This is a genomic window from Agrobacterium sp. 16-172Ci (genome assembly GCF_053522725.1).
This window is the reverse complement of sequence record NZ_JBNWBW010000016.1, coordinates 52,858-78,630: the sequence shown is the minus strand read 5'-3', so window position 1 is coordinate 78,630 and position 25,773 is coordinate 52,858. Positions and strand designations below refer to the sequence as shown.

The 25,773-nt window shown below is 56.8% G+C and carries 26 protein-coding genes and 2 pseudogenes; 15 read left to right on the top strand and 13 right to left on the bottom strand.

What is annotated here, in order from left to right:
- Positions 1–3: 3 nt before the first annotated feature.
- The 3 genes from ACQZ40_RS15400 to ACQZ40_RS15390 all read left to right on the top strand — a co-directional run bounded on the left by ACQZ40_RS15400 (position 4) and on the right by ACQZ40_RS15390 (position 2,048).
- A complete protein-coding gene (locus ACQZ40_RS15400) occupies positions 4–594 on the top strand; it encodes an RES family NAD+ phosphorylase (protein WP_035258913.1) in 591 nt (196 codons plus the stop codon).
- Between the two features lie 660 nt (positions 595–1,254).
- On the top strand, positions 1,255–1,566 hold the full coding sequence (locus ACQZ40_RS15395) for a DUF736 domain-containing protein (RefSeq protein WP_003517402.1): 312 nt from the start codon (positions 1,255–1,257) through the stop codon (positions 1,564–1,566).
- 320 nt (positions 1,567–1,886) lie between these two features.
- On the top strand, positions 1,887–2,048 hold the full coding sequence (locus tag ACQZ40_RS15390) for a hypothetical protein (protein WP_174000891.1): 162 nt from the start codon (positions 1,887–1,889) through the stop codon (positions 2,046–2,048).
- A 149-nt stretch (positions 2,049–2,197) separates the two neighbouring features.
- Here the strand turns inward: ACQZ40_RS15390 and ACQZ40_RS15385 are convergent, their stop codons facing one another.
- From ACQZ40_RS15385 to traC, 7 genes are all read right to left on the bottom strand, one after another.
- A complete protein-coding gene (locus tag ACQZ40_RS15385) occupies positions 2,198–2,476 on the bottom strand; it encodes an HU family DNA-binding protein (protein ID WP_003517400.1) in 279 nt (92 codons plus the stop codon).
- Positions 2,477–2,509: 33 nt separating this feature from the next.
- A complete protein-coding gene (locus ACQZ40_RS15380) occupies positions 2,510–2,821 on the bottom strand; it encodes a WGR domain-containing protein (RefSeq protein ID WP_172691063.1) in 312 nt (103 codons plus the stop codon).
- Between the two features lie 229 nt (positions 2,822–3,050).
- Positions 3,051–3,563 carry a thermonuclease family protein gene (locus tag ACQZ40_RS15375; RefSeq protein ID WP_234902686.1) on the bottom strand — a complete coding sequence of 171 codons (513 nt, stop codon included), beginning with the start codon at positions 3,561–3,563 and terminating at the stop codon, positions 3,051–3,053.
- A gap of 2 nt (positions 3,564–3,565) precedes the next feature.
- Complete coding sequence (locus tag ACQZ40_RS15370) at positions 3,566–3,763, bottom strand: hypothetical protein (RefSeq protein ID WP_012478133.1); 198 nt, start codon at positions 3,761–3,763, stop codon at positions 3,566–3,568.
- A gap of 15 nt (positions 3,764–3,778) precedes the next feature.
- Entirely contained in the window at positions 3,779–5,722 is a 1,944-nt protein-coding gene (gene traG / locus ACQZ40_RS15365; RefSeq protein WP_065657594.1) for a Ti-type conjugative transfer system protein TraG, read from the bottom strand.
- On the bottom strand, positions 5,709–5,924 hold the full coding sequence (gene traD, locus ACQZ40_RS15360) for a type IV conjugative transfer system coupling protein TraD (RefSeq protein WP_065657595.1): 216 nt from the start codon (positions 5,922–5,924) through the stop codon (positions 5,709–5,711). The genes traG and traD overlap by 14 nt, the downstream gene beginning before the upstream one ends.
- Before the next feature lie 4 nt (positions 5,925–5,928).
- On the bottom strand, positions 5,929–6,225 hold the full coding sequence (gene traC, locus ACQZ40_RS15355; protein WP_065657596.1) for a conjugal transfer protein TraC: 297 nt from the start codon (positions 6,223–6,225) through the stop codon (positions 5,929–5,931).
- 253 nt (positions 6,226–6,478) lie between these two features.
- Here traC and traA point away from each other — a divergent pair, with 253 nt between their 5' ends.
- The 7 genes from traA to ACQZ40_RS15320 all read left to right on the top strand — a co-directional run bounded on the left by traA (position 6,479) and on the right by ACQZ40_RS15320 (position 13,880).
- Positions 6,479–9,781: a Ti-type conjugative transfer relaxase TraA gene (gene traA, locus ACQZ40_RS15350; RefSeq protein ID WP_172691051.1), complete on the top strand. Its 3,303-nt coding sequence runs from the start codon at positions 6,479–6,481 to the stop codon at positions 9,779–9,781.
- A 44-nt stretch (positions 9,782–9,825) separates the two neighbouring features.
- Positions 9,826–10,308 carry a conjugative transfer signal peptidase TraF gene (traF, locus tag ACQZ40_RS15345; protein WP_410171771.1) on the top strand — a complete coding sequence of 161 codons (483 nt, stop codon included), beginning with the start codon at positions 9,826–9,828 and terminating at the stop codon, positions 10,306–10,308.
- Complete coding sequence (locus ACQZ40_RS15340) at positions 10,229–11,524, top strand: conjugal transfer protein TraB (RefSeq protein WP_081307303.1); 1,296 nt, start codon at positions 10,229–10,231, stop codon at positions 11,522–11,524. The genes traF and ACQZ40_RS15340 overlap by 80 nt, the downstream gene beginning before the upstream one ends.
- A gap of 12 nt (positions 11,525–11,536) precedes the next feature.
- Positions 11,537–12,166, top strand: a complete 630-nt coding sequence (locus ACQZ40_RS15335) for a TraH family protein (protein WP_065657599.1) — start codon at positions 11,537–11,539, stop codon at positions 12,164–12,166.
- Positions 12,167–12,184: 18 nt separating this feature from the next.
- The gene (locus ACQZ40_RS15330) at positions 12,185–12,775 is read left to right on the top strand and encodes a hypothetical protein (RefSeq protein ID WP_065657600.1); all 591 of its coding nucleotides are present in this window, start codon (positions 12,185–12,187) and stop codon (positions 12,773–12,775) included.
- A gap of 127 nt (positions 12,776–12,902) precedes the next feature.
- Complete coding sequence (locus ACQZ40_RS15325) at positions 12,903–13,148, top strand: ProQ/FINO family protein (RefSeq protein ID WP_158006765.1); 246 nt, start codon at positions 12,903–12,905, stop codon at positions 13,146–13,148.
- 423 nt (positions 13,149–13,571) lie between these two features.
- Positions 13,572–13,880, top strand: coding sequence for a transcriptional repressor TraM (locus ACQZ40_RS15320; RefSeq protein WP_035258696.1), 309 nt, complete (start codon positions 13,572–13,574; stop codon positions 13,878–13,880).
- A 188-nt stretch (positions 13,881–14,068) separates the two neighbouring features.
- On the opposite strand, the gene ACQZ40_RS15315 is transcribed toward ACQZ40_RS15320, so the two are convergent.
- Complete coding sequence (locus ACQZ40_RS15315) at positions 14,069–14,797, bottom strand: transposase (RefSeq protein WP_012478143.1); 729 nt, start codon at positions 14,795–14,797, stop codon at positions 14,069–14,071.
- A gap of 308 nt (positions 14,798–15,105) precedes the next feature.
- Here ACQZ40_RS15315 and ACQZ40_RS15310 point away from each other — a divergent pair, with 308 nt between their 5' ends.
- Positions 15,106–16,047: a hypothetical protein gene (locus ACQZ40_RS15310; protein WP_012478144.1), complete on the top strand. Its 942-nt coding sequence runs from the start codon at positions 15,106–15,108 to the stop codon at positions 16,045–16,047.
- Positions 16,048–16,275: 228 nt separating this feature from the next.
- On the opposite strand, the gene ACQZ40_RS15305 is transcribed toward ACQZ40_RS15310, so the two are convergent.
- Positions 16,276–16,578, bottom strand: a complete 303-nt coding sequence (locus ACQZ40_RS15305) for a hypothetical protein (RefSeq protein WP_139103031.1) — start codon at positions 16,576–16,578, stop codon at positions 16,276–16,278.
- 1,048 nt (positions 16,579–17,626) lie between these two features.
- Here ACQZ40_RS15305 and ACQZ40_RS15300 point away from each other — a divergent pair.
- Positions 17,627–18,259 (top strand): HAD-IA family hydrolase, encoded by a 633-nt coding sequence (locus tag ACQZ40_RS15300; protein WP_172691054.1) that lies wholly within the window; start codon positions 17,627–17,629, stop codon positions 18,257–18,259.
- 1,068 nt (positions 18,260–19,327) lie between these two features.
- Here the strand turns inward: ACQZ40_RS15300 and ACQZ40_RS15295 are convergent.
- Positions 19,328–20,466 (bottom strand): IS3 family transposase gene (locus tag ACQZ40_RS15295; protein ID WP_172691065.1). Its coding sequence is split into 2 segments (ribosomal slippage): positions 19,328–20,208 and positions 20,208–20,466, totalling 1,140 coding nucleotides; the frame shifts between segments, so codons are not numbered across the junction.
- Between the two features lie 118 nt (positions 20,467–20,584).
- On the opposite strand from ACQZ40_RS15295, the gene tsaA reads away from it, so the two are divergent.
- Both tsaA and ACQZ40_RS15285 read left to right on the top strand, forming a co-directional pair.
- Positions 20,585–21,076, top strand: a complete 492-nt coding sequence (gene tsaA / locus ACQZ40_RS15290; RefSeq protein WP_172690302.1) for a tRNA (N6-threonylcarbamoyladenosine(37)-N6)-methyltransferase TrmO — start codon at positions 20,585–20,587, stop codon at positions 21,074–21,076.
- 167 nt (positions 21,077–21,243) lie between these two features.
- Positions 21,244–21,512, top strand: a pseudogene (locus ACQZ40_RS15285) (transposase); the annotation flags it as partial.
- A 278-nt stretch (positions 21,513–21,790) separates the two neighbouring features.
- On the opposite strand, the gene traR reads toward ACQZ40_RS15285, so the two are convergent.
- The 3 genes and pseudogenes from traR to ACQZ40_RS15270 form a co-directional block, all read right to left on the bottom strand.
- Positions 21,791–22,495 (bottom strand): autoinducer-binding transcriptional regulator TraR, encoded by a 705-nt coding sequence (gene traR, locus ACQZ40_RS15280; RefSeq protein WP_065657608.1) that lies wholly within the window; start codon positions 22,493–22,495, stop codon positions 21,791–21,793.
- A 13-nt stretch (positions 22,496–22,508) separates the two neighbouring features.
- Entirely contained in the window at positions 22,509–22,817 is a 309-nt protein-coding gene (locus ACQZ40_RS15275) for a hypothetical protein (RefSeq protein WP_065657609.1), read from the bottom strand.
- A gap of 52 nt (positions 22,818–22,869) precedes the next feature.
- Positions 22,870–24,521: pseudogene (locus ACQZ40_RS15270) on the bottom strand (Na/Pi cotransporter family protein).
- Positions 24,522–24,982: 461 nt separating this feature from the next.
- Between ACQZ40_RS15270 and ACQZ40_RS15265 the strand changes: the two are divergent.
- Positions 24,983–25,756, top strand: coding sequence for a DeoR/GlpR family DNA-binding transcription regulator (locus tag ACQZ40_RS15265; protein WP_012478150.1), 774 nt, complete (start codon positions 24,983–24,985; stop codon positions 25,754–25,756).
- Positions 25,757–25,773: the final 17 nt, after the last annotated feature.

Below are 25,773 nucleotides of genomic sequence, written 5' to 3'. Positions count from 1 at the left end.
ACTGTGAAGCTCGATCCCAAAACAGTTGCCGATCTCGCACTGGCGTTTCGGCCGAATGCCTGGTTGCGCGTTTTGCCGCGTGCTCACATGGCGACGCCACTCGGCATGGGCTTTGGCAATAGCCGCTTTTCCAGCCCACACAGGCGATTTCGCCTGGCCTACATCGCGCAGGATCTGCCGACGGCGATTGCCGAAACGATCGTGCGTGACCGCTTCGAGGGCAGCGCCGACCGGGTGCTTGATGAAACAGAGTTCGAAGACTGGGCGATTGCCGAGGTTTCCGCTGTCGATCCCTTGACCGTCCTCGATCTGAGAACCACCGGTCTGCTCAAGCTAGGAGTTAGTACCGATGCTGCCCGTGCGAAAACACACAACGATGGGCAGGCGCTGAGCGAGGCCGTCTACGGGTCCTTCGATGCCGACGGATTGTTGTACGCATCGCGGTTGACAGGCGCCCATTGTCTGGCGGTCTACGACCGTGCGGTGACGCGCAAGCTCGCGGCGACGCCGGCAATCGAGCTTCTTCGACACCCGGGCCTAGTTCCTGCACTGAAGGAAATCGGTGTCTCGGTCCGGAGCGCTCGCTCTCCTTGAGAGGTATCCTCACTTTCGTTCATGGCCGCGACATGGATCCGTGGACACACCCACCGTCGACCGAGGGGGCGGCATCAATCAGCTGCGATTGAGTGCAGGACAGAATATGCTGATCGCAAATTCTGGAACGGACAGCGCGGCTTGTCCGGTCCGGTGTCAGCGGACACGATCTTACCTCGTGCGGGCACGAAACGATGTTGTTGTGACTGGCCCCTGCGTCTTGCCAACAACGGATAATTTTTGGCGAACAAGAGCATGCATGGACGACATGTAACCGATCTGAAACCGGAGCCGCCATCGAGACGGAAAGTTCGGCGACGCTCTGCGGACTCGTCGCATTGGCCCGGCAAATTCCCAAACGATCGATGTGGCCATTGCTGCCATCCATTCGGGCATAGGAAGTGGGCGCGGCCAACGCGGCCTCGATTTGACATGTCTGATCGAAGAGCGGCTGCGCCTCGATCGTTCGCCCGCAACGGCATCGCCACCTTTCTTCCCCTGCGACCTGCGTTCGCATTCCTCGCGGTCCAAGAAAGCCGTCTCCCGCCGCCCTCCATTGCATTCCGGTCCCTGGGGATGCGGTCCGATCGTCCCCGATCAAATCGACAGTCATCGAGGACGCGATGGTCGCGGCCCGATCAAACCGAAAGGATCACGACAATGGCAATCATCGGCGAATTCACCACCAACGGCAACACCATCCTCGGCCACGTACGCACTCTGACGGTCTCCATGAAGGCCCGCCTGAACCCGATCGAACGCACATCCCGCGACGCTCCCGACTTCCGGATCATGTCCGGAGCGGCCGAAGTCGGCGCCGCCTGGAGCCAGGTTTCCGGCGACGGAGAGCCCTACATCTCGGTCAAGCTCGACGATCCGAGCTTTCCGGCCCCGATCAATGCGGCACTTTGGCCGACCGAGAGGGAAGGCGACTATACGTTGGTCTGGAACCGCCCGAAGCGCGACGCCTGATCAAAGACGGAAGCCCTGCCGGAAACGGCGGGGCTTTTCCCTTGTTCAAACCAAGAAGGAACCGGGCATCTAGCCCGCTTCTTCTTCCGGTCGCGATACGGAGAGGCGGGGTCTGCTCAGAGTGACCAATCGTGCCGCGAGCAAATGCCGGCCTCAAGGACTTCGCGTGGCCCCCCGATTTTGCTTCCGCTCCGGTTCCCTGCGCTTCAACAAAACCGGCACCCCACTCGCCGCCTCTGGCGGTCGCCGACGCGATCCCTGACCCCGTCATTTCCTCACGCCCCGCGGCGTCATCTTTCTCAAACGTCAAGGAGATGACGATGCTACTGGAACAACATATCGAAGAACTGCGCCCCGAGATGAACCATTGCCACCCTGACGAGCGTCGCCAGATTGCCGCGGAGCTGGAACTGGCTCTGGCCGAACTGGCCGTTATCATGGCCGAGCAGGACGGTTCCGTTGACGCCGTGCCGCCCTTCTGAGGGTGGCATACACCCGCAATGCTGCCACCACCGTCCGATTGCCATCGAGATCGAGATCAGCTTAAGCGTGATGGCAAGCAGCGCCGATGACGCTGCGCCGTCTGCCTTTGGCGGCTCCCCCCTGATGACCCCGCTTACCGCGGTGCGGCTCACTTGTTCAGCACATCTTTCAGTGCTTTGGCAGGCTGAAACGTAAGCTTCTTCGCAGCGGCAACCTTGATGGTGGCGCCGGTTGCCGGATTGCGAGCCTCACGCTCCGGGGTATCCTTGATCTTGAACTTGCCGAATCCCGGGATAGATGTTTCCGCTCCGGACGTGGCTGCCGTCGTGATCGACGCGAAGACGGTTTCGACGATCGATTTCGCCTGGGCTTTGGTCAGGTTCTGTTCGGATGCGATCTTTTCGGCGATTTCATTGGTTGTGGTCATGACGGTTTCCTCGTTAAAGACGGGAAAACCCTTTCAGGCGATCGTTACGTTGTCATGCGGCGTTGTCCTTAGAGTGGCGCTCCTGCAGGGGTTTCCACAGCTTCTTGCCGGTTGATAGCCCCTTTTGCGCTTCTGCAGTAACAATTCGAGAAAGCGCGATATCGCATCATTCTCATTGCCGAACACCTCGGTCATCTCCCCGCCCGCCTTGCCGATCCGTCCCCATGTCCGTACCAACGCGGTTTCTCCGAACAGGGTTGGCCGGATCGCAAGCGCGTAATATCGGGCCATGTTCCTGTTGGCGTCGATCCTCTGGCAATAAAGCTGGTAGTGATGAATACCCATCCCCGCATGATCGTCGATCTTCACGCTACGGTCCAACGACACTTCTGAATCGAATGGCCACTTTCGATTCATTTTCGTGATGAATATCGGTAATCGGCTCCGGTTGGGTGAGACGGCTTCGCCGCACGGTTCTACTCGCTCCGCTCACCGAACCCGCAACGCGGTTTCGGCCGATTCCGGTGACGATCCTCTCGCGGAAACACTACGGCGGATGCAGGCAGGCGACCTTTCAGTGCATATCGCCGCCACACCAATCGATCCGGGGGCTGCCCCAGCGTCGGCCAAGCTTCTCCCGCACCAGCTGCTCGCCGAGCGACTTGCCTGCGCGTGAAACGATACGCAGCTTTCGGCCATAAGGATCTTCGTCCCGTACACCAGCCACCAGCGAAAATTCGGCCGCCGCATTGAGCAGCTGGAGCAATCGCAACTTTGCTGCTTCGCCGGCCAGGCGTTCCTCTTCACAGGCCGGCTGCGAGATTTCCGGCGCGTCGATATCGGCAATGCGGATCTTGACGCCCTCCAGCCAGAAGGTGTCCCCGTCCACAACGCAGGTCGTCCGTCTTCCCGTATCGCACAGCGTGAACGACGCTCGGAGCTGATCGCCCGTTTGTGCCGTCCCGATCATTGCGCAAAACAGCACGAGCAACCACACTGACTTCCGTGACGAACGCCGGATTTTGTGAGCTGGTTGACAGGTTTCGTTCCTTGCCATCGAGGCCATGGACCTCACTTCACCGTTCATCATCAATATCCCAGATATCCAAGAATATCGGCGCCAGAATATTCTCCCGCCTCATCGACATAAGCGATGACATCACCGGTCTGCAGATCGATGATGGCGCTGTCGAGCTGGCGGGCAACGGCGTCGATCTCGTGGATGCGGCATTCTTCGATTGCCTCTTCAGCTGTGACCTGTGCTTCACAGGCTTCCCAATATCTCATGGTTGCTCCCTCGATCTAATTCAAAGCCGGATTGTCCGTGCCGAAAGAGTTTTTCTGAAACCGGTTCTCTGCGACACAGGCCTTCATGTCCTCGCGCCGGAACCACATGGCGCGCCCGCATCGAAGGGGTGCATTGCCCGAGGTGAAGACAATCTGTTCATCGGCGCGCATCCGCAGCACCTCGTGCGGCAGGATCAGTGGTCGGCGGCTCAACTGCTTGGACCGCGACCGCGACGATCCCTTCATTCCGGACGATCTGTTGGTCTGATCGACCTCAACGGTGGTGTCGCCGCAGCGCTTCGAGATATAGTCGGCGGTGTCGGGATCGTTGATTGCAGAAAACGAAATCCAGGATGCGGATTCGAACCATTTGCTCGTCGCATCACGCCCTCCATAAGCCTCGCGCATCTGGCCGAGCGACTGGAAGATCAGCGTTAGCGTGATGCCATATTTGCGACCGGCATCGCGGGCCGTTTCAAGGATGCGCAGGAATCCGAGACGGGCCACTTCATCGAACAGAAATAGCGTGCGCCCCTTCACATCACCATTGCGATTGTAAATGGCGTTGAGCAGCGAGCCGATGACGACACGCGCCAGGCCGGGATGCGCTTCCAGCACCTTCAGATCAAGTGCGATGAAGATGTCCGTTCCGCCCTCGGCGAGATCGTCAGTTGAGAGACTGTCACCAGAAACGAGGGCGGCATAGTTCGTGTACGACAGCCAGTGTGTTTCCTTGACCGCATTGGCGTAGACACCGGAAAACGTCTCCGGCGTCATGTTGACGAAAACCGCGACGTTCTCCTTCACGAAGTCGGATTCCGACTGTTCATAAATCTTCGTCAAACGTGCCCGAAGCTTGGGCTCCGGTTCGGAAAGATTAGCCCGGACACGGCGCAGCGTCTGCTCTTTCTCATCGGTATGGCCGGACAGACAAACGTCGGCGATGAGTGCGGTTAGAAGCTGCATGGCCGAGGCGCGAAAGAAGTCGTCGCGGGCGGACGCTGTGCGTGCATTGTCGGTCATGATCCAGGTGGCGACGGCGACGATGTCTTCTTCCTTCGTATTGCCATGACGGCCAATCCAGTCCAGCGCATTGAAGCCGACACCAGACGCTGTGGGATCGAGCACGATCACCTTCCGGCCGGCCTGGCGCCGGTGCTCGCTGACCATCGGAGCAACCTCGCTTGACGGATCCAGCACAACGAGACCGCCGCCCCATTTGAGCGCGGTCGGTATTGTTACTGAGGTCGTTTTGAATCCACCGGAACCGGCAAAGACGATGCCATGCGACGAGCCGAAGGAACCATCGAAGCAGAGCAGTGGCGCCTTGCCGCCGCCGCCCCAGCTTTGCTTGTCATCGGCCCGGAACGGCATGGCGGCAACACTATCGCGATCAACGCGATACCGCTCGCCGATGACGATGCCGCCGTGCTCAGGAAACAGCGTTCCGGCCTCCTGCATCTTCATCCAGTCGGCCTCGCCATGGACTGCACGCCTGCCACCGATCCGCTTTGGTGCAGCCATTGCGAAGGCTGCATTCCCCTTGATCGCAACCCGCAAGGCAAAGACGCTTCCGATGAAGGCGACGCCAACGCCAATCATCGTTGCCGGATCGGCATATGCGAGAACCGTTTGGCCAGCTGGCACATTGCCGGCAACACCAGCCAGGCGGATCGTTTCGCGTGTCATGGCGATGATGATGACCACAGCACTTCCTGCCAGAACGCTCAAACCGGCCACCTTGATATGCGTCGAACCATTGGCGGCAAAGAGCGCGACGACGCCGATCGCGGCAGCCACCACATGAGGCAGGGCGAGACCAGCCCTTCCCAGCATCAGCTTCGCTTGCGCTGATGTTCCGAGCGCCGACAACCGATATTCCATGCCTGACGTCAGGATCATCGCCGCGAGCATGATCGCCGCGGGCAGGATTGCCAGTAGCAGCCTATTCGCCCTCATTGCCAAAGGCCTCCGCGCCGATTGCCGCCAGCCGGGCCTTCTCCGTCTCGTCGCCCCTGATCCGTCTGTTGGCGTCGATCAGCAGGCCGAGCAGCAGAGAACGCTTCTCGTAGCGCAGTCCGGCTTTGACGATCAGGCCGCCGAGTTCGATTTTTTCGCGCGTGCCCTTCTTGCGCGCATCTGATGTTATCGTCTTTGCCATCCGCTCAAGCCTCACCAATGCCGCCCGCATCCGCGCCAGACGACTGCGCCGTGGAGGCCCCGCTTGCGTTTCGGCCATCTCCGGAATCCTTCTTTCCGGTTGCAATACCTTTGCCTCCGCGAAACCGTTTGGCGATCTCCTCCAAGGCCGCCTGAAGGTCCGCCTCGTCGATCTCGATCTCCCCGAGGCCGGCTTTCAGTGCGATGCGACCAACGCGTTCGGCCTCACGGGTCTCGGCCTGCTTGAGCTGATCCTGGAGTCTTGCGATTTCCTCCCTGATCTTCGATGACGGCTTCTTCATTCCGGTTGCTCCTTTGAACTCTGGGCGTTGCTCTTGCGACGCCCAGAGTCTCCCGGATGCGCTGGAAAAGACATGTGCAGATCTGCACATCGGCAGATCGCTCGCTTTGGTGGATGATCCCGACTGTTCCGAAGGAATGGCTCCAAGGGTCCAAGGGCGCAATTATACGTCGTGGCGCGACGTCTTGCTCAGAGGCCCGGAATCGCCTGGCCGCTCCCGACGAACAAGGTTCGAACCGGGAGCTTTTATCGCCGTGGCCATCGCACACTTCTCAGCCAGCATCATCAGCCGCGGCGACGGCCGCAGCGTGGTGCTGTCCGCGGCCTACCGGCACTGCGCGAAGATGGAATACGAGCGTGAAGCCCGCACCATCGACTACACGCGCAAGCAGGGCTTGCTGCATGAGGAATTCATGCTTCCTGCCGATGCCCCGAAATGGGCGAAAGCGCTCATTGCGGATCGTGCGGTTTCGGGCGCGGTCGAAGCCTTCTGGAACAAGGTCGAGGCTTTCGAAAAACGCTCCGACGCGCAGCTGGCCCGCGACCTGACGATTGCACTGCCGCTGGAGCTCACACCCGAGCAGAACATCGCCCTGGTCCGTGATTTCGTCGAGAAACACATCCGGGCGAAAGGCATGGTCGCCGACTGGGTCTACCACGACAATCCCGGCAACCCGCATATCCACCTGATGACCACATTGCGGCCGCTGACCGAAGATGGTTTCGGATCGAAGAAGGTGGCGGTCACCGCCAAGGACGGCCAGCCTGTCCGCACGAAGTCCGGGAAAATCCTCTATGAGCTCTGGGCCGGATCGACGGATGACTTCAACGTGCTGCGCGACGGTTGGTTCGAACGGCTGAACCATCATTTGGCGCTTGCCGAGATCGATCTTCGCATCGATGGACGCTCCTACGAGAAGCAGGGTATCGAACTTGAGCCCACCATCCATCTCGGCGTTGGCGCCAAGGCGATCGAGCGCAAGGCGCAGGACCAGGGCGTCCGGCCAGAGCTTGAGCGCATCGAATTGAACGAAGAGCGGCGAAGCGAAAACACGCGCCGCATTCTGAACAACCCAGCCATCGTGCTTGACCTGATTACGCGCGAGAAGAGCGTCTTCGATGAGCGCGATATAGCCAAGGTATTGCATCGCTATATCGACGATCCCGCATTCTTCCAACAACTCATGGTCAGGATCATCCTGAACCCGGAAGTGCTGCGGCTGCAGCGCGAAACGATCGATTTTGCGACCGCAAAGAAAGTGCCGGCGCGTTATTCGACGCGAGCGATGATTCGGCTGGAAGCGACGATGGCGTGGCAGGCAACATGGCTGTCGAACCGGGAGGGAAGGGGCGTTTCCCACTCCGCTCTCGAAGCCACGTTCAAGCGGCATGAGCGGCTGTCCGACGAGCAGAAAGCAGCGATCGAGCGCATTGCAGGACCTGCCCGTATCGCCGCCGTCGTCGGACGCGCGGGTGCTGGCAAGACCACGATGATGAAGGCGGCGCGGGAGGCGTGGGAGCTGGCCGGATATCGTGTCGTTGGTGGCGCGCTCGCCGGCAAAGCGGCGGAGGGCCTTTCGAGCGAAGCCGGCATCGAGAGCCGCACGCTCTCATCCTGGGAGCTGCGCTGGAACCGCGGTCGTGACGTGCTCGACAATAAGACCGTCTTCGTCATGGACGAGGCCGGCATGGTAGCCTCGAAACAGATGGCGGGCTTTGTCGATGCCGTCGTCAGGGCAGGGGCAAAGATCGTGCTGGTCGGCGACCCCGAACAGCTGCAGCCCATTGAGGCGGGCGCTGCCTTCCGCGCCATTGTCGATCGGATTGGTTACGCTGAACTCGAAACGATCTATCGCCAGCGCGAGGACTGGATGCGCAAGGCGTCGCTCGATCTGGCGCGCGGCAATGTCGAGAAGGCGTTGGCGCTCTACAATGCCAATGCGGGAATTGTTGGCGAACGTCTGAAGGCGGAAGCGGTTGAGCGCCTGATCGCCCACTGGAACCATGATTACGACCAGACGAAGACGACATTGATCCTCGCCCATCTGCGCCGCGACGTGCGCATGCTCAACGTCATGGCGCGCGAGAAGCTGGTCGAGCGCGGCATCGTCGGCGAGGGCCACGTCTTTAGAACGGCTGACGGCGAACGCCGTTTCGACGCAGGCGATCAGATCGTCTTCCTGAAGAATGAGACCTCACTTGGGGTAAAGAACGGCATGATCGGCCATGTCGTTGAGGCTGCGCCGAACCGCATCGTTGCGGTGGTCGGGGATCGGGATCATCGGCGGCATGTTGTGGTCGAACAACGCTTCTACAGAAATCTCGATCACGGCTATGCGACGACCATCCACAAGTCTCAGGGCGCCACTGTCGACAGGGTCAAGGTGCTGGCCTCTCTGTCGCTCGATCGGCATCTGACCTATGTCGCGATGACCCGCCATCGCGAGGATCTTCAGCTCTATTACGGGCGCCGTTCCTTCGCCTTCAACGGTGGCCTGGCAAAGGTTCTTTCTCGAAAGAACGCCAAGGAGACGACGCTCGATTACGAGCGCGGCAAACTCTACCGCGAGGCCCTCCGCTTTGCCGAAAACCGTGGCCTGCACATCATGCAGGTGGCTCGAACAATGCTGCGCGACCGGCTCGACTGGACGCTGCGCCAAAAAACAAAGGTTTCCGATCTCGTTCATAGGCTTCGTGCGCTCGGTGAGCGCCTCGGCTCCGACCAATCCCCAAAAACCCAAACGATGAAGGAGGCCGCGCCCATGGTCGCAGGCATCAAGACATTCTCCGGCTCTGTTGCCGACACGATCGGTGACAAGCTCGGCGCCGATCCCACGCTGAAGCAGCAATGGGAGGAGGTCTCGGCGCGCTTCCGCTACGTCTTCGCCGATCCCGTAACCGCCTTCCGCGCCATCAACTTCGATACGGTTCTGGCAGATAAGGAGATGGCGAAGCAGGTCCTCCAAAAGCTTGAGGCGGAGCCGGAGACTATCGGTCCATTGAAGGGCAAGACCGGCATTCTGGCAGGCAAGGCAGAGCGCGAGGCACGTCGCATCGCCGAGGTGAATGTGCCTTCTCTCAAGCGCGATCTTGAGCAATATCTTCAGATGCGCGAGACTGCCACGATGCGGCACCAGGCGGACGAGCAGACGCTGCGCCAGCGGGTCTCGATCGACATTCCGGCACTGTCGCCGGCAGCGCGTGTTGTGCTGGAGCGGGTGCGTGACGCCATCGACCGCAACGATCTTCCGGCGGCGATGGCCTACGCGCTCAGCAATCGTGAAACCAAGCTCGAAATCGACGGGTTCAGTCAGTCGGTTACGGAGCGGTTCGGGGAACGAACGCTGCTGAACAACGCCGCGCGCGAGCCTTCCGGAACGCTGTACGAAAAACTCTCTGAGGGCATGACGCCGGAGCAGAAGCAGCAGCTCAAACAAGCCTGGCCGGTGATGCGGACAGCGCAACAGCTCGCGGCCCACGAGCGCACCGCTCAATCGCTAAGGCAAGCCGAGGAACAGCGTCTAACCCAGCGCCAGGCACCGGTGCTGAAGCAATGAGACGGAAGAGGATTCTTCAGTTTCTCGCGGGCGCCGCCGTCGTCATGTCCGTAGTGACGGCGACGGCGTTCACGGGTGGCTATCGCCTGAACCTGACCCCAAGCGAGCCGCTCGGCCTCTGGCGTATCGAAGAGCTTCAGCGTCCGGTCGCGATCGGCGATCTGGTGTTTTTATGCCCACCCATGACAGCTGTCTTCGCAGACGCATGGCGGCGCGGATATCTGCGCCGAGGGCTTTGCGCCGGCGGCTTTGCGCCGCTGATCAAGACGGTCGCAGCACTTCCCGGACAGCGTGTCGACATCACCGATCGCGTGTTCATCGACGGTCGTCTGGTTCCCGCATCGTCTGTGTGGCGCACGGACGGCGAGGGCAGGATGCTCTTGCCTGATCCCGGCGGCGTTGTGCCGCCGTATCATCTCTTCCTTCACTCATCCTTCGCGAGCTCCTATGATAGTCGATACTTTGGCCCGGTTCCGGATTCCGGTCTGGTCGGCCTGGCGCGGCCGGTCCTCACCTTCGATCCGTGATCGCGGTGACGACCAGAGGAACGAGCGCTGGAAACCCATCCTTCTGATCATCGCCTCGATTGCCTGTGGGAGGATCGGCTGGAGCGGCGAGGTGCTTCTTCTCCCGCTCGCCATGTTCTTTCCGTTGCTCTGGGCAATGGCGCCGTCACGTATGATCGCCGCACTTGTTGCGGCGGGCTATTTCCTGGCGGCCTCGCGCGGATTGCCGCAGGGCGTGGCGAACTTCTATGCCGCCGATCTTTGGCCCGGTCTGGCGCTTTGGGTGATGGCTTCCGCATCCTTCGTCATCGTCCATGCAGTGTGCTGGACGAAACCTCGTGGCGGAGACTCTTCGGGGAAGAGGGGGACGGACGCGGCGAGAGCGCTCCGCTATCTGCTCGCCATGGCGCTGACAGGACTGCCGCCATTTGGCATCACGGGCTGGGCGCATCCGCTGACAGCCGCCGGCGTCTTGTTTCCCGGGCGGGGTTGGTCAGGCCTTGGCGCGACCGCGATCCTGTTGGTCCTCATGACCGGTCGAAGATGGCAAATCGCGGTCGCAGTCCTCGGAGGACTTTACGTCTGGTCCGCCACGAACTGGACGCCCCCGAAACTAACACCCGGATGGATGGCCGTCGATCTGAAACGAGGGGGAGACCTTGGGCGCGATGGCTCGCTTAACTATCACCGTGACCTGATCGCGACAGTGCGTCGGACGATTGCTGAGCAGCCGGACGTACATGTTGCGGTGCTGCCCGAAAGTGCGCTCGGCTTCTGGACGCCGACCGTTGCGCGGCTCTGGCGTGAAGGTCTCCGCGGCTCGGACCGCATCGTCATCGCTGGTGCTGCCGTCGTCGATCCCAAAGGCTACGACAATGTGATGGTGGCGATATCGGCCGATAAATCGAACATCCTCTATCGCGAGCGCATGCCGGTTCCCGGATCGATGTGGCAACCATGGTTGCCATGGACCGGGCAAGGAGGTGGCGCGCGGGCCGACTTCTTCGGCAATCCGGTGGTTGAGGTTGACGGAGCAAGGGTCGCGCCGCTGATTTGCTACGAGCAGCTCATTCTCTGGCCGATCCTTCAATCGATGCTGCACTCGCCCGAGGTGATCGTTGCCGTCGGCAATGGCTGGTGGACGGAAAACACATCGATCGTCGCAATCCAAAAAGCGAGCGTCTCAGCCTGGGCAAGGCTCTTTGACCTGCCCGTCGTTATGACCTTCAACACATAGGGAGTACCCGGGATGCTCGATGCCGTCCTTGTCCAGCAATGCGCCGACCCCTCCCTGAAGCCAGCAATCGTCGAGAAATTCATCGCGAAGGCAGGATCGCAGGATCCGCTGGCTGTCACCGTGCGCTCAGGCAACAGCATGGTTCTGGTGCCAAAGCCGACAACGCCGGAAGAGGCTTTGGCTCTCATCCGCGACAATCTCGGACGCAACACCGTTCGCGTTGGCATCACCCAGTATCCGGCAGGGGTCGGAATCGTCGAGGCCGGTCAATTGAAGCCGGAAATGGTCGAGCCTTGTGAGAATATCCGCATGGGGACAGCACTGTTTGCCAAGGTCTTTCGCATCGTCATTAAATGGTACGGCAATCCCACAGCAAAAGACGTCCTGCCACAGGTTATGGATGATGCGGTCATCGCTTGGCAGACGGGATATTTTGAGGGGCTGGCGGTGTTTCGGGCCGAAGATCCTGGTCAGGGAAAACTTGCTCAACCCGCTTCAACCCAAAGTGACGAAGCCGAAACAAAAAACGACTCTCGCGAAAATCCAAGAGATGAAGATGCTTCATCCGAAGCTGTCTCGTCTGATCCAAACAAGGCCGGCATCAGGATCGACCTGTCGGGGATCGGCGCTCAAGAGCGTTAAGCCTGCCGCCAGAGTGCGATGAAATTGGAATCGCGCCACCCGGACTCCCTGCAGGCTTGCCGCTGCCTGCAGCATATTCAGCTCGGACGGATCATTGAAGACGCTCCAGATCAACACAATATCTTTCGCACGGTGTATGCGGAGGCGATCATGTGGTTAGAGATGCCAATAGGTAAGTATAAGGGTAAAACGCTACCGCAGTTGTTGCTGACGGACCCGGACTATTTTTTCTGGGCGATGGAGCAGGATGACTTTTTCAGGGGCGGTCTTGCAAAGCAGGCAGCCGACATCCTCCGTAAAGCCCGCCGCATCAAGATCCCCAAACCGGATCCCGCTAACTGGCGCGTCGAGTATTTTCTGACACCCGACGGTAAGTTCGCGCATTTCGACATTGTCGAGGCTGATCGCGCACCGCATGTCGGCTCAAGCAGGACTTCCCGCTCGCCGACGCTCGATTTCGCATATGTCCGCCAGACGCGGGACTACGACAAACTTGGATACAAGCACTTCATCAAGAGCTTCAAATACTTCTATTTTGGGAGCTTTGATGTGCGGCTTAACAAGGCGAAATGCGAAGCGTTCTTCGACAATCCAGCGAATTTCAGTTAGTTCTAACGCGTCTAAGGCAGGATGAATTAACGGCAGCAACTCGAAGCCTCTCAGCCCATGGAAAGCCTCCCGCGGTCCGATCAAGGTCGACCGGTACTCGTTTGGACCGGCCAAGGCGGTAAACGCCTTGTTAACTGGGCCAATTGCAGTTCTTCCTTCGGCTGAAGGGGAGATAGTCCTGCCGTTCAGGATCGGGATCAATGATGACATCGAGAGATTGTTGAGACCGGGTGCGGCACTGTCGGATCTGCACAAAGCGCTGCGCCGGTACACGCACAGTGCGGCGTATCTTTATGCGACCGCGCGGCCGGATGCCTTGCGCCATGATATGTTGGTGAACCCTTCGGCGCCGTCAGAGATGAGGATCGGCTGAACGCCCGTCAGACTTTCCTGATCGTTCAGGAACGACGCAAGCAGCGCCGCGAGCAACGTGAAAGCGAAAAATTAGCTCAAAACTAATCCGACAGGCGCGTGAAATCATCTCTGACGGCGGTTTCGTGAAAAATTGCACCTACGCGATCCTCATCACGACTGGCTTCTCCATGGAATGACTCTTATAAGGGTGGTTGACGCAGTACGCGCTGCGTTGCGGCTTAGAATCCGCAGATGAACGGTTGGCGCTGACCGGAATGGCGCCAGGAACCCTCTGACTTTGTGTCCGGGGGCCTGCGGCGTATGTCCAGGCTCCGGCTAAAGGTCGCAGGGCCGATTCATCTCGGATTCTAACCCCCGGCAAGGGTTCACAGGGTTCAACGTCAGCGGGGGCGTACCGCGGCCAACCAGGGTTAGGTGAGGAATGGAACTGGAAGATGCAATCGTAACGAATAAGGTCGAGCTCCGCCCATTGATCGGGCTGACGCGAGGATTACCTCCGGCGGATCTGGAAACCATCACGGTTGACGCTATCAGGACGCACCGGCGATTGGTGGCAAAAGCCGATGAACTCTTCCAGGCTCTCCCGGAGACCTACAAAACCGGAAAAGAAGCCGGCGGCCCACAGCATGTTCGATACATTGAAGCGATCATCGAAATGCATGCGCAGATGAGCGCCGTGAAAACCTTGATCAGTATTCTTGGCTTCATTCCCAAGGTCGTCGTCAACTGACAGCTGGCAAAGTCAAGTGCGGACAATCATCGTGTGAGGGCGGATATGGCTGTATCGCTTGGTTTACGTGCTTAAGCTGCGCGTCTAGTGGTGGCGTCGCCCATCGTGTTCCTCAGCGGGTGCCGGCTTGATCTGTGTCGTCAATCGTTTCGATTATTTCGTAGGTTTTGATGAGCCTCTAGATGCCTTCATTCAGTGACACACGCGCCACATCCGGCGAAATTGCGCGGATCTGAATTTTCACGAGATAAGCCGATTTCCAAATTCAGGATACTCGGCCGCCTCGCGCTTGAACTGGTGAACTGCCTCACCGGCGGCATCCGAACTCTCGTAAAAGTAAAGGACCATGACCCCGGCTCGGACAAAACAGAATTGACTAAGTCACAATCACAGGCCCGATTGACAGTGACCCTTCCTGCGCCCATCGTCGTCTCCGACTCCGCATAATTATTGGCGGCGCTAAATTGCGCATCTCGGTTACGCCGCAGGCAAGAGTGACCCGGGAATTTGCACCCTTCACTATCATGCCCCTTCAACGAGCGGATCAGCGCCTTCAGCACGTCAGGTGCGGTATCAGCCTCGACCTTCAAAACACAAACGCCCTTGCAACCGATCTCAATGCGCGATGGTTTTACCGAGCGCTTCGCAGTCGTAGGTTTGGCCGTCGCATTCGGCCGCTCCGCTTCACTGATCGGCTCCGACGCAATCAGCGCAACAGCAGGAACGAAACCACTGGGTTGGTCGCCGCGAACTTCCCTGCGCCGGGTGTAAATCTGCTGGGGACGGATATCGTGCCGATGGGCGACATCCACGATCCTTGCGCCTGAAGCGGCAGCCTCTTCCAATATCTGTAGCTTATCGTCATCAGACCAGTCACGCCGACGCTCGACCCCTGTCAAAATCTTCATAAGGTCCATAGTTTATCCGCGATGACGTCGCTGACGACAAAGTTATGGACGTAACTTCCGATGTTCGATGAAAATTTCTACTACAGGCTCACCGGACGCTTACGATCCACCGCTATATTCGATAGGTTTGATGGCTCGGACTCCAGCGTCGAGGCCCCCTTCGATTTTCCAGTTCAACAGCCTAATCCGCTCGAAAATCACTCAGACAGCGCGGCATGACGGCAAACAGAAATTTCAGTTGAAACGTTATTCTTATAACCGGCGCGGTCTTATTTGATATTGTGGTCGGATCGCAAGATTTCCGCGGAGTGAGATATATGCAGAATATTGTATCCAATTCACAGACACAGCGGCAACCCATAGAAAAAGAGGTGTCACCCTTCCATCGCGTAATGAGCGACGATCTGATCTCCCGGATCGTGGATGGCATGGTCACTAACGATCCTGTTGAGACTGCAAGGAATATCTCAAACCTTAAGCTCTCTAATAAATCTGTAAAGGAAAGTGTTGAGCGTAGTGCTGGAGGAAGATTTCACGGACAAATCAATAGACTTGGCGCAGCAAGCAAGGCCTTATATGACCACGCGGTTCCCACAGAAGGATTCTCTGAGCATCCTGAGTTTCGTCCAGCCTTGCCAAGGGACTACGCCCTGGCCGGGGAGAGAATTGATGCAATCGGGGGAACTTTAAAGCTGCAAACACCGCAACGAAAATCAGCGCTCGTAGATCATATATTGAATATCGCAGAACCGTACGATCAAGGTCACGCGCTTGAGTATGTTGCGCCCCATGTCGGTGAATTTAGCTCGGAAGATCGTCGACGTCTTGTCGAGAAAATGCTTGAGCACTTTTCCACCCCCTTTACCGATGAGTTGCCAAGCGATGAAAACTTCAGTGGAACTTACGCCTTGTTCAAGGCATTGCCCCACATGGAAGATAGCCTGAAGGCGAGGATGCTTGATACCGTGGTCAATAATCCTGATATGGCAGCACTCATTCAATCGCAGAAGGAACGCTATGATTGGTTGAGGGCGCAAGATGAGTACGAGAAGGCCACTTGGCGCTCCACGCAAAAGCCAACTGTCGATGAGCGGCTGGCAGACATAGAAAGTTCAGTTAGAAGCAATCTCAGCCTCGGTCAAGGCAGTGACCTTGAGAAGATGCGCTCTGCAAGGCCCCTGCAACAGACTATAAGTGACACCCTCAATCTCGCGCGTGAAGAACTCAAAAGCCGCGCCCCCGACGTCCGAGGGAGGTAACCTCAATTATTTCGTAGAATTGTTGCGAACTACGAGACGACGACGAGAACCATGTGTCGCGCGATCCGGCGTTATCGACAGTGTTGGCGAAAAGATCAAGGCGCTCTCGTGGGGTACGTGAGACGTTTTGGCTCACCGAGCCGCAATATCATTTGTCCACTCAGGTTTGCTTTGTTTCACAGAAATTCGCCTCGATCAACCGAAGGTCCCCCAAGAAGGAAACTTCTCCTAGCACATCAAATCCAGCGTCTGCCAAGGTAAGGATACCGTCGATTTCAACGCCTCCGGCGATCTAAACTTCGGGAATTTGTGTCGGTGCACATGTTGCTCGCACTTACGGTAGGCCGCGCCAGACGCTTTGCACATCCCATCCCGCTTGGGCGGAGCCTCGAACATTCGAGCATATTCGCGGCTAAATTGCTGGACACTTTCGTCGCCAACCCTTGCAGCGGCGCTGTCGGCATTCAGGTGTTTTGTCACCATCAGATTTCCTTGCGGCGCAGACTCGAAGGGTCTTCTGGTATTGAACATGACTGGTTCCAGTTGGGTGGCGAAAGTTGTGATGGAACGTGGATGGCGGACTTGATGATGGGCATACTTGCCTTCCGCCGCGGTCGGCCATAGTACCCAGCGCAAGAATTGAGACGGCTAAGACTTCGCTCTATATGTTGATCGATCTCCTTACGGAACGCGATCTGTCGGTGCACCTAATCAAACGTCTTGGACGTCAAATCCGTTGTCATAAAAGTCACGAACAATAACGAGAAGGTCAGCAAATTCGACCTCAATGCAAAGCTCGCGATACCCGCGGACAAAAACAGAATGTCTATCAAAACGATGGTGGCTAAATTTTTCGACTATCAAATAGTCGACTTTTCGATCAATGCATAATTGCACGCAATCTCTTACCTGCAACTCTGCCTCACAGATATACACAATCGTGCACGAAGAAGAGTTTGATGACCTTTCCCGTTTGACGGACACCCGCCATGGTCTCATCAACAGGCTTTTTGCTGCTTCAAGAAATTTGCACATCAATGCTTGGCCCTCTTTCTGGGTCGGCATATTGGTGCATTGAGCAGTCCTAGCAATGCATGTTGGAAAAAACCGCGTTTCAACTGAAACACTGAATTTATTTTGGCAGGTTCCGAGCAGAAACAAAAAGCAAGGCTACATACTTCGCCGGCGTTCCAAACGTTCGTTAAGTTGGTCGGTCTCCTTTGTTCCACCGAGTTCGCATGAGGGGTCGAAAGATGGCGTGCTCGATTTGATGGTCGAACTGCTGCAAATTCCGTCTTTGGCCTAGCGCGCCGTCACAAAGGTGGTGCGCGTTGACTCACCAGATACTTCTTAGCCGTGTGATTTAATTCGTTAGCGTTGAGTAACGAGGGATGTCGCTCCCAGCATACCCCGGCAGCAAACCGATCGCGAATGTTACCGTTGAAACACAGTTTCTGTTTAACCAGCATTCAGGGAGTGATAGACCTGAAGCGAGATCGCCGCCAACAGGAACAACCCTAGTATTCCTGATATATTTTTGATGGAAATATGGCGTGCATACGAAATATGGAAAGTATGAATGGCTAAAAATGATGCTTATAAGCTAATTATATTTGATTTTGATGGTACATTGGCCGACAGCGGCGCCTGGATGATACGCGCTCTGAGGGAAATGTCCGAACGTCACCGATTCGTATCGCCCAGCGACACTCAGATTGAATATCTGCGGGGCCTTTCAGTTTGCCAGGTTCTGAAGTGGATGAGAGTACCGGTGTGGCGCATTCCTCTGATCGTGAGAGACTTGCGTAATCTGGCTCGCGAAGCCACGTTCGATATGTTCCCTAGGACAGAAAAGGTCTTGTTTCTCCTCCAAGATCAAGGGGTCGAGCTTGCAATCTTAAGTTCGAACAGCGTTGAAAATATTCAGCGCGTGCTCGGGCCATTGGAGAGATACTTTGCTTATATAGAGGGCAGCTCGCCAATATTTGGGAAGGGCAAAAGGATCAATAAGATACTTCGTCGGTTTGAAAGGTCCCGGAATGAAGTGCTTCTTGTCGGAGATGAGGTACGTGATATTGAGGCAGCGATGAGTCAAAACGTTGCCTCCGCGGGAGTTACGTGGGGTTATGCTAAGAGAGAGGCTTTGGCGTGCAGCAATCCCACGCACATTCTAGAAGATATTGAGGATCTAATAGACTTGAAACCTCTCTAAAGAAGGAGAGCTACGCTCGTAGCTCTACTACATCATATTCACATTGAAATTGCCGCACATATGTCGGGAAGGGCTGAAAGCGGATGCCATCAGTCGTTCAACGTGCCCTAGCCTTGCTTCAGAAGCATAACATGCACGATCAAGAGCCTGGACTGCGGCATTCAACGGATGCCTACGTCGAAGCGGGCACTTAAGCATTTCGACGCCATGTGTAGCGCGCGATTAAATGTCGACTGAATTAGGCGGCGTCTTCAACATAGACTGGGCCAGATGCATGTCCACGAGAACCAATTGATGAGCAGTCTGATGATTGTTCTCTTGTCCGGCGCCGCGATACTGATCCACTGGGAAACGGCCTACGTAGCACGTTAACACTGCTGTGTTTAATCCAAGTTTATTAACGAAACGAATCTCTTGCTATCGATAATTACTCCATCGCGTCTTGCAGCCGAATGAGGCAAACATGAAAACGTCGACCAAAAAAATGCTTGTCTACGCCGCGATAATTTTCACTCCAGGATTTATATATTTTCCACTATATAAAATTTTGCTCACTCTTTATAGTGAAGATTCAGGAGATACATATTTTTGTCAGTTCTATACGGAGTTCTCATTTTTTTGGATAATGGGATTACTGGTTTTTGCCTTGTCAACGATGCTTAAAAAGAAGCCTTAGTTTTCCTTACGCCGCGCGGAAATTCTAACAAGCTTCAACGGGCGTGGGGTCAACCTGGTGGTCTCCAGCGTTAAATGACGACACCTTGTCGGCGTTACCGCGCATATTCTAAGCCAACGAAGTGATCAGCTTTGAACGGCTGTCACGGCACCCTTTCGTTTGCGCGAGGCGGGATTATCTGGGGTCATCGTTGCCGAGCGGTGCGGGTTGAGTACCGCAATGCCGCACAGCCTGCCTCGGCAGAAGCATGTTACAACTGAAATCAAATGCGGCGAACCTGAAATAACCCGTTAACTCACCTCTTACAAGATTCTGCGAGCGAAGCGATATCAGAGGTGGCTCGGTTCGTCTGAACAGTTTCGGGCGTTTCGTTAAGTGGATTTCCGCCTCGATTATGCCGCCACCATCATTGGTGCCAGCGCGTTGAAGTAAGCCTGATCCGGCGTCTGCCGGTCAAGGGATGAATGTGGGCGTCGACTATTGTAGAAGGTCAGATATCGGCCAATGCCGACGCGGGCTTCGGACACGGTTTTGTAGGCGTGGAGGTAGACCTCCTCGTATTTGATCGAACGCCAAAGGCGTTCCACGAAGACATTGTCCCGCCAAGCGCCCTTGCCATCCATCGAGATGGCGATTTCGGCTTTCTTCAACACTGCCGTGAAGTCCATCGAGGTGAACTGCGATCCTTGGTCAGTATTGAATATGTCGGGTTTGCCATAACGGGCCAGCGCTTCCTCGACTGCTTCGATGCAGAAGGCTGCTTCCATCGTGATCGACAGCCGCCACGACAGAACCCGCCGACTGAACCAGTCCACGACGGCGCAGAGATAGACAAAGCCGCGAGCCATCGGAATATATGTCAGGTCCATCGCCCAAACCTGGTTGGAACGGGTCACCGCCAGCTTGCGCAGGAGGTAGGGATAGATTTTGTGACCGGGTGCTGGTTTGGATGTGTTCGGGCGACGGTATATGGCCTCGATGCCCATCTTCTTCATCAGCGTGGCGACATGCAGCCGCCCAGCTTCCAGCCCTTCTCCTCTCAAGAGCCCTTGCAACATCCGACTTCCGGCAAAGGGGTAGTCGAGATGCAACTCGTCAATCCGGCGCATCAGGGCAAGATCACCGTCAGGCACTGGACGAGGCAGATAGTAGACTGTGCCACGGCTGAAGCCGAGAAGCTTCGCCTGGCGCACGACGGATAGCTTGTGCTCGCGGTCGATCATTTCTTTCCGCCCAGCAATCCCGCCTTGCCGAGCGCACCGGACAAAAAATCATTTTCCAGCGTCAGTTCGCCGATCTTGGCGTGCAGCGTTTTGACGTCAACGGTCGGGCCTGCCGGTTCCGTCTTCCCTTCGTCGCCGAAAACGCCTGTCGCCCCTTCAAGGAGTTGGTCCTTCCACTGCTTGATCTGGTTGGCATGCACGTCGAACTGCTGGGATAGTTCCACCAGCGTCTGCTCACCTCGGATGGCGGCAAGTGCCACCTTCGCCTTGAAAGCCGGGCTGTGGTTCCGGCGCGGTCGTCTCGTCATGGTATCTCCTGTTCCCGGCATCTAAGCCGAAGTCAGGCAGAAATTCCACTTATCCCCGCTGTGCAGATTTCCCGAGCCAGCTCTATCTGTTGGCTCACTAGACTTGGCAGGAGCTGTCATGCACTCAACCAGATTGCGAACAAACGAAGTCGCGGTCACGCTACCCGAAGAAGGCGACGCATCGCTTTTCTTTGTTGGAAAGATCCGGACCCCTTGGAAAAGTCGAGCTGACACTCCTCGGCAGGGCAGTGAATCCGGGCCACTATGCACACTTGAAATTTCAGAACCGTGGGCCGTGGCGCTAAAGGGGGTCGAGGCGTATTCGCAACTTGAGGTTCTATATTGGTTGCACGAGTCACCACGCGATATCGTCCTACTAAGTCCCGCTGACGATGGAGAGATTCACGGTGCTTTCTCCCTACGAGCACCTGTGAGGCCCAATCCGATCGGAACATCGATTGTGAAAGTGGAGAGGGTATCTGGGAACTCGATTGTTGTACGTGGTCTTGATTGCCTGGATGGAACACCGCTGTTGGATATAAAACCGGACCGCTCGCTATCAAAGCCGCTAGCCCCGGTGAGGAAAAGGTTCTCGATTCCTGCCGTCTGACTGGCACGATGTACCACTCTTCCTTCCACAGAAAAATCAGCCGGTCGCGAAAGGCATTTCCGATGGTTTAGGCTCTGATGACAAAGTGGTCACCAGAAGCGGGATTCATGACTGCCTTTGAGGAGGCAGTTTCGGCTCGCGGGGACCTCACGGATATGGAATGATGGATCATCGAGGCGCTACTGCCCAACGAACGCGGTAGAAAGTCTCGACCGTCGCACGATAATCGGCAGTATCTGAACGGCATGCTGCATGTTCTCCGGCCCGGTTGTCCCTGACGCGACATGCATGAGCGCCACGGAAAATGGTATTCCGTTTATGTACGCTTCTGCCATTGGGCCGAACGGGGTATTTGGGACGCTCTCCTTGAGACCTTGTTCGAACTTGGGCTGACGGATGACTGGCACACATGATCGATAGCACGACAGTTCGTGGCCGTCCTCGTCGTCACTCCACGCGCCCGCTGCGGCTCCGCCCAACTGTCAAAGCGTATTGAGGACATAACCGAGAGTTGGAAGTGATCCTGCGTCAGTGGGCAGGCATCCAGACGGTATGGGAGAAGTTGACCTGCCACAAATGCCAAAGGATTACGCGGCCACAGCCCTCCTTCCGTGTGACGCAACCCGGCTCATCGCCGACTCTTTTTCGAGACATAACTGGACAACCTAAGCGTATTGCGATCACCGTGTCACGTCGCGATTGTTGCGTTGACTTTCAAATGAGTTTTCGTCGGATTGCCAGCGCTATCAGATGCGCCTTGGAGTGGACGTCGAAGCGTTTCATGGCTTCGCGAAGTTTGACACGGACGCTGTTGTACTTGACCCCTTCGACGTCAGCGATCTCCTCCATCGTCATGCCAACGGCGATCCATCGGAGATAAGACGCCTCCTTCGGATCGAGCCATGCGGCATCTTCTGCCGTAGGCGTGGTGCGAAGGTATGAGATGCGGGCATGGATCTGCCCGATGGTTGATGCCGATGCAACTGCATCGATTTCCCGATCCAGATCAATCACCGGCTTATCCGATGCCAGCGTGAACATCGACATCGAGCCGTTGGCAGTCCTGATGGGTATGGTGATGCCGGAGCGGATGCCGAAATCGGCTGCGCGAGCATAGAAAGAACGCTCGTCTCTCGACAGCGACGGTCGTTCCTGCTCGCCCGACCAGGTAAAGATGTGCTTCCTGGACCTTGCGCGTTTGACGACCGGATCGAGAGCCACTAACTTCTTGTCGAAATAGGTTGATTGCCACTCGCGATGATAGTTGGTCACGGCAGTGATATGCCTGTGCTGGATATGGAGATAGGCATAACCTGTGAAGCCGAAATGCTCTGCGATATCCGCCAGCCCCGTCTTCAGGATGCATTCATCGCCTTCGATCGCGGCAAGATCCGTCAGCTTGTCCAGCCAGTGTTGCATTCTTCATCTCCGTCTAATCGTTGCCATTATCCTTGTCGTCATTGTTTGTCCGACAGCTGCCGATCGGGAGCGATGTGGAGTGTTCCAAATCAGGTCGGCCAAAGCGTCGCACGTCCCGCCATCTTCCCAGTCGGGGATCGACCGTCGTATGATCTATGGGATGAAAACCGGCGTTGGAAAAATCTATCGTGGCAAAAGCGGGGAGGGCATAAAGACCACCAAACAAGCCAGCAAACTTGCTCTCTATCAAGGTCTTGAGGTTCGGAAAGCCTCCACCACTTAACCGGTCGACATAGGCGAATAGCTGTACTTTGTTCTTCATTTTGAACTTCCGATGGTTTGCGTGGGTACGAGGCGTATTGATCCAGTGTAGGTCAGGTTATCGAGTCGCGAGCAATGATACGGCTTTCACCGAGCAGTACTTGTTCGTCCATGATCGGATGGGCGACGGATACGAGGTGGGCGTTGATCCGTTTGAGATCGCGCAGGATGTCGAGATGAAGCGAACTGGTTTGCAGGCTGTCGGCGCGTCCGTGACGCAACCGCTCAAGGTGACGCTCGGAAGATCGTTTCTCCATCTGGCGCACCTCGATCTTGCGTTCCATGAGTTGGCGGGCAAGGTTGACATGCGGGTGACGAAGATCGTCTGTGCGATCCTGAGATTGTCTATGGTCAGCTGGAAAAACTGCTGAAGCTCGACAAAGCCGTCATCGGAGAACTTGAGGCCGTGCCCGATCTTCTTGGTTACCGCCTGCAAGAGACCTTTCTCTATGATGTCGCCGATGTGTTCGAGGTTTGTGGCGTAGTCGATGATGACGATCGAACGGCGCCCTTCGTCTTCTGACAATCCGGACCGACCAAGTTTGGAAAGGTAGACCTTGACCTCCTGTTGCAACCGGTCGACCTGATGTTCGATCTGAGAAATATCCTTTAGCCTCGATGCGTTATTCTGCTCAAAAGCATCAGAGACTTTCAAAAGCATTCTTTCGATCAGATCTCCGACACCAAGCACCTCGCGTGTAGCACTGGTGAGGGCCACGATCGGTGTCGACAGTTCGTCGGCGTCGAGAAATTTTGGACCGTTTTCCGTCTGGGCCTTATCAGGGATTAGAATGGTCATCCACCGTGCGATGAGCCGCGAAAAGGGCCATCTGAGCAACGCGAGGGCGATGTTGAAGGCCAGGTACGCATCGACGGGAAGCTCGGAGTAGGGCAGGGGTAACATGGACAGCCAGTCGGCGAGAATTCCCGCTCCGGGAAGGGTAACGACGCAGCCAATGGCCCGTACGAGCAAGTTACCGAGCGTCACACGCCGGGCGGCTACCGATCCCGACAATGCGGCAATCACCGGCGGAACAGCGCCACCCAAACTGGCCCCTAGAACCAATGCAACGACAAGGCCGCCGGATAGAATGCCGGTAGACGCCATCGACAGGATAAGAACGACCGCAGCGAGGCTTGAGGACGATGCAAGGGCAATCGCCGCCGAGAGGATAATGGCGACCGGCCATGCGTTGTCGAGGAGCCCGATGAAGGCCGCAAGCGCTGCTGAATGGCGCAGCGGCTCGGTCGCTGGACTGAGAAGATGAAGAGAAAGCAACATCAGCGCAATACCGATAAGGGCGGTTCCAGCGCCCTGACGCGACGTTGTTCCGCCTCGATAAAGAATGATTCCCACAGCAAGCAAGACAGGCGAAACCCATTCGATTCCGGTAGCAACGATCCATGCTGTTACTGCGGTGCCGACATTGGCTGCCAGCAGCACGACCTGCGCCATGCGCGGCTTGATCAGTTCTCGCTCAACAAATGAAGAGACCATCAGCGCTGTGGCCGTAGAACTCTGCAGTGCTACGGTCGCGACAAAGCCTGCAAGAAATGATCGTGTGCTGCTCCTTGTTCCGGTTGCGAGACCGGTGCGAAGCTTGGAACCAAGCGTCCGGGACGCTCCTTCCTTGACCTGCGAAAGGCCGAACAGCAGCAGAGCAACTGCCCCGAACAGGTTGATCATGACGATTGTCGACTCCAACGCCGCCGTCCTCAGTCTAAGCCGGTTTGGTAGGGACTATTGTCGAAGAGAACCCGGGGCGTGGAGACATTGAACCGGTGGGCGAGCTGGGAGGAAAGCTGCCCACCGGCCTCCCGCCTGCGCCGCCTCGCATACAGGAAGAATTTGCTGGAGGTCCAGAAGTTCGAGGCCGTTCAGCTTCAATCAATCGTGCACGTGGCATAGGCACTCTCCCAAAGTTCATCTCAGGCAAAACAGGCGCAGGGCCCCATTTGGCCTAAGTAACGAATGAGCGGTTTCGCTCACTCGACCAATCGCTTACAGGGCGGACGCGGCTGTGTTAAAGCTCAGCGGGGAAATCTTATACGCTGTAGTACTCTGTTGCAACGCAACAAAACCGTCATCAAACTTTCATTTGACGAAGAACGATAACGCTCATAATGTGAGCGATATAGATCATTCTTGGGTGAAAGGGAAGTGTTGTGTTCAACTCGACGCAGGACCGCCAGGCTAAAATCGTCGAGCTGTTGCGAGGCGAACAGTTTCTGTCCATCGGCAAGCTAACCGACCACTTCGAGATATCAGTGGCGACCGCCCGGAGGGATCTGAGTGAACTCCATGAGGCCGGTCTTTTGCGCCGGACACACGGCGGAGCAGTCAGCGTTTCCCAAGTCGCTCAAGACAAGCCGAACGCGGCTCGCGCCGTTTCGCATCAGGCCGAAAAAGCGGTGATCGCTGCGGCGGCCGCGGCGATGATAAAGGACGGCGACGCTGTTCTGCTTGATGCCGGTACCACTGCCTTGGAGGTCGCAAAGCATATTTCCGGGCGCGCTGGCCTGACGCTGATCTCGAACGGCGCAGACATCGTTGCCGAACTGATCCGAGGCGAAACGAAAAACGTCTATTCAGTCGGCGGGGAATATACCGAAACCAACCGGTCCTTCAGAGGTCCGCTCGCCGAGCAGTTCATCCGACAATTCAATGTCGACAAGCTGATCCTCAATGCCAGCTCGATCGATCTGGATCGGGGATTGATCTGTACGGCGTCGCCACTGAACGCGAGCGTCCAGAAGGCGATGATTGAGGTCGCAAGCCGCGTCATTGTCGTTGCGGATCATTCAAAGTTCACGAAATCAAGCCTCTCGGTGACCGCCAGGATAGAGGACGTCGGGGTCATCGTCACCGATGCCGGCGCCAGAAGCATCATTGAGACAGTACCGGAAAAGCTGCGGAAGAAGCTCGTCATCGCGAACTAGGTTCGAAGTCCGCGCAA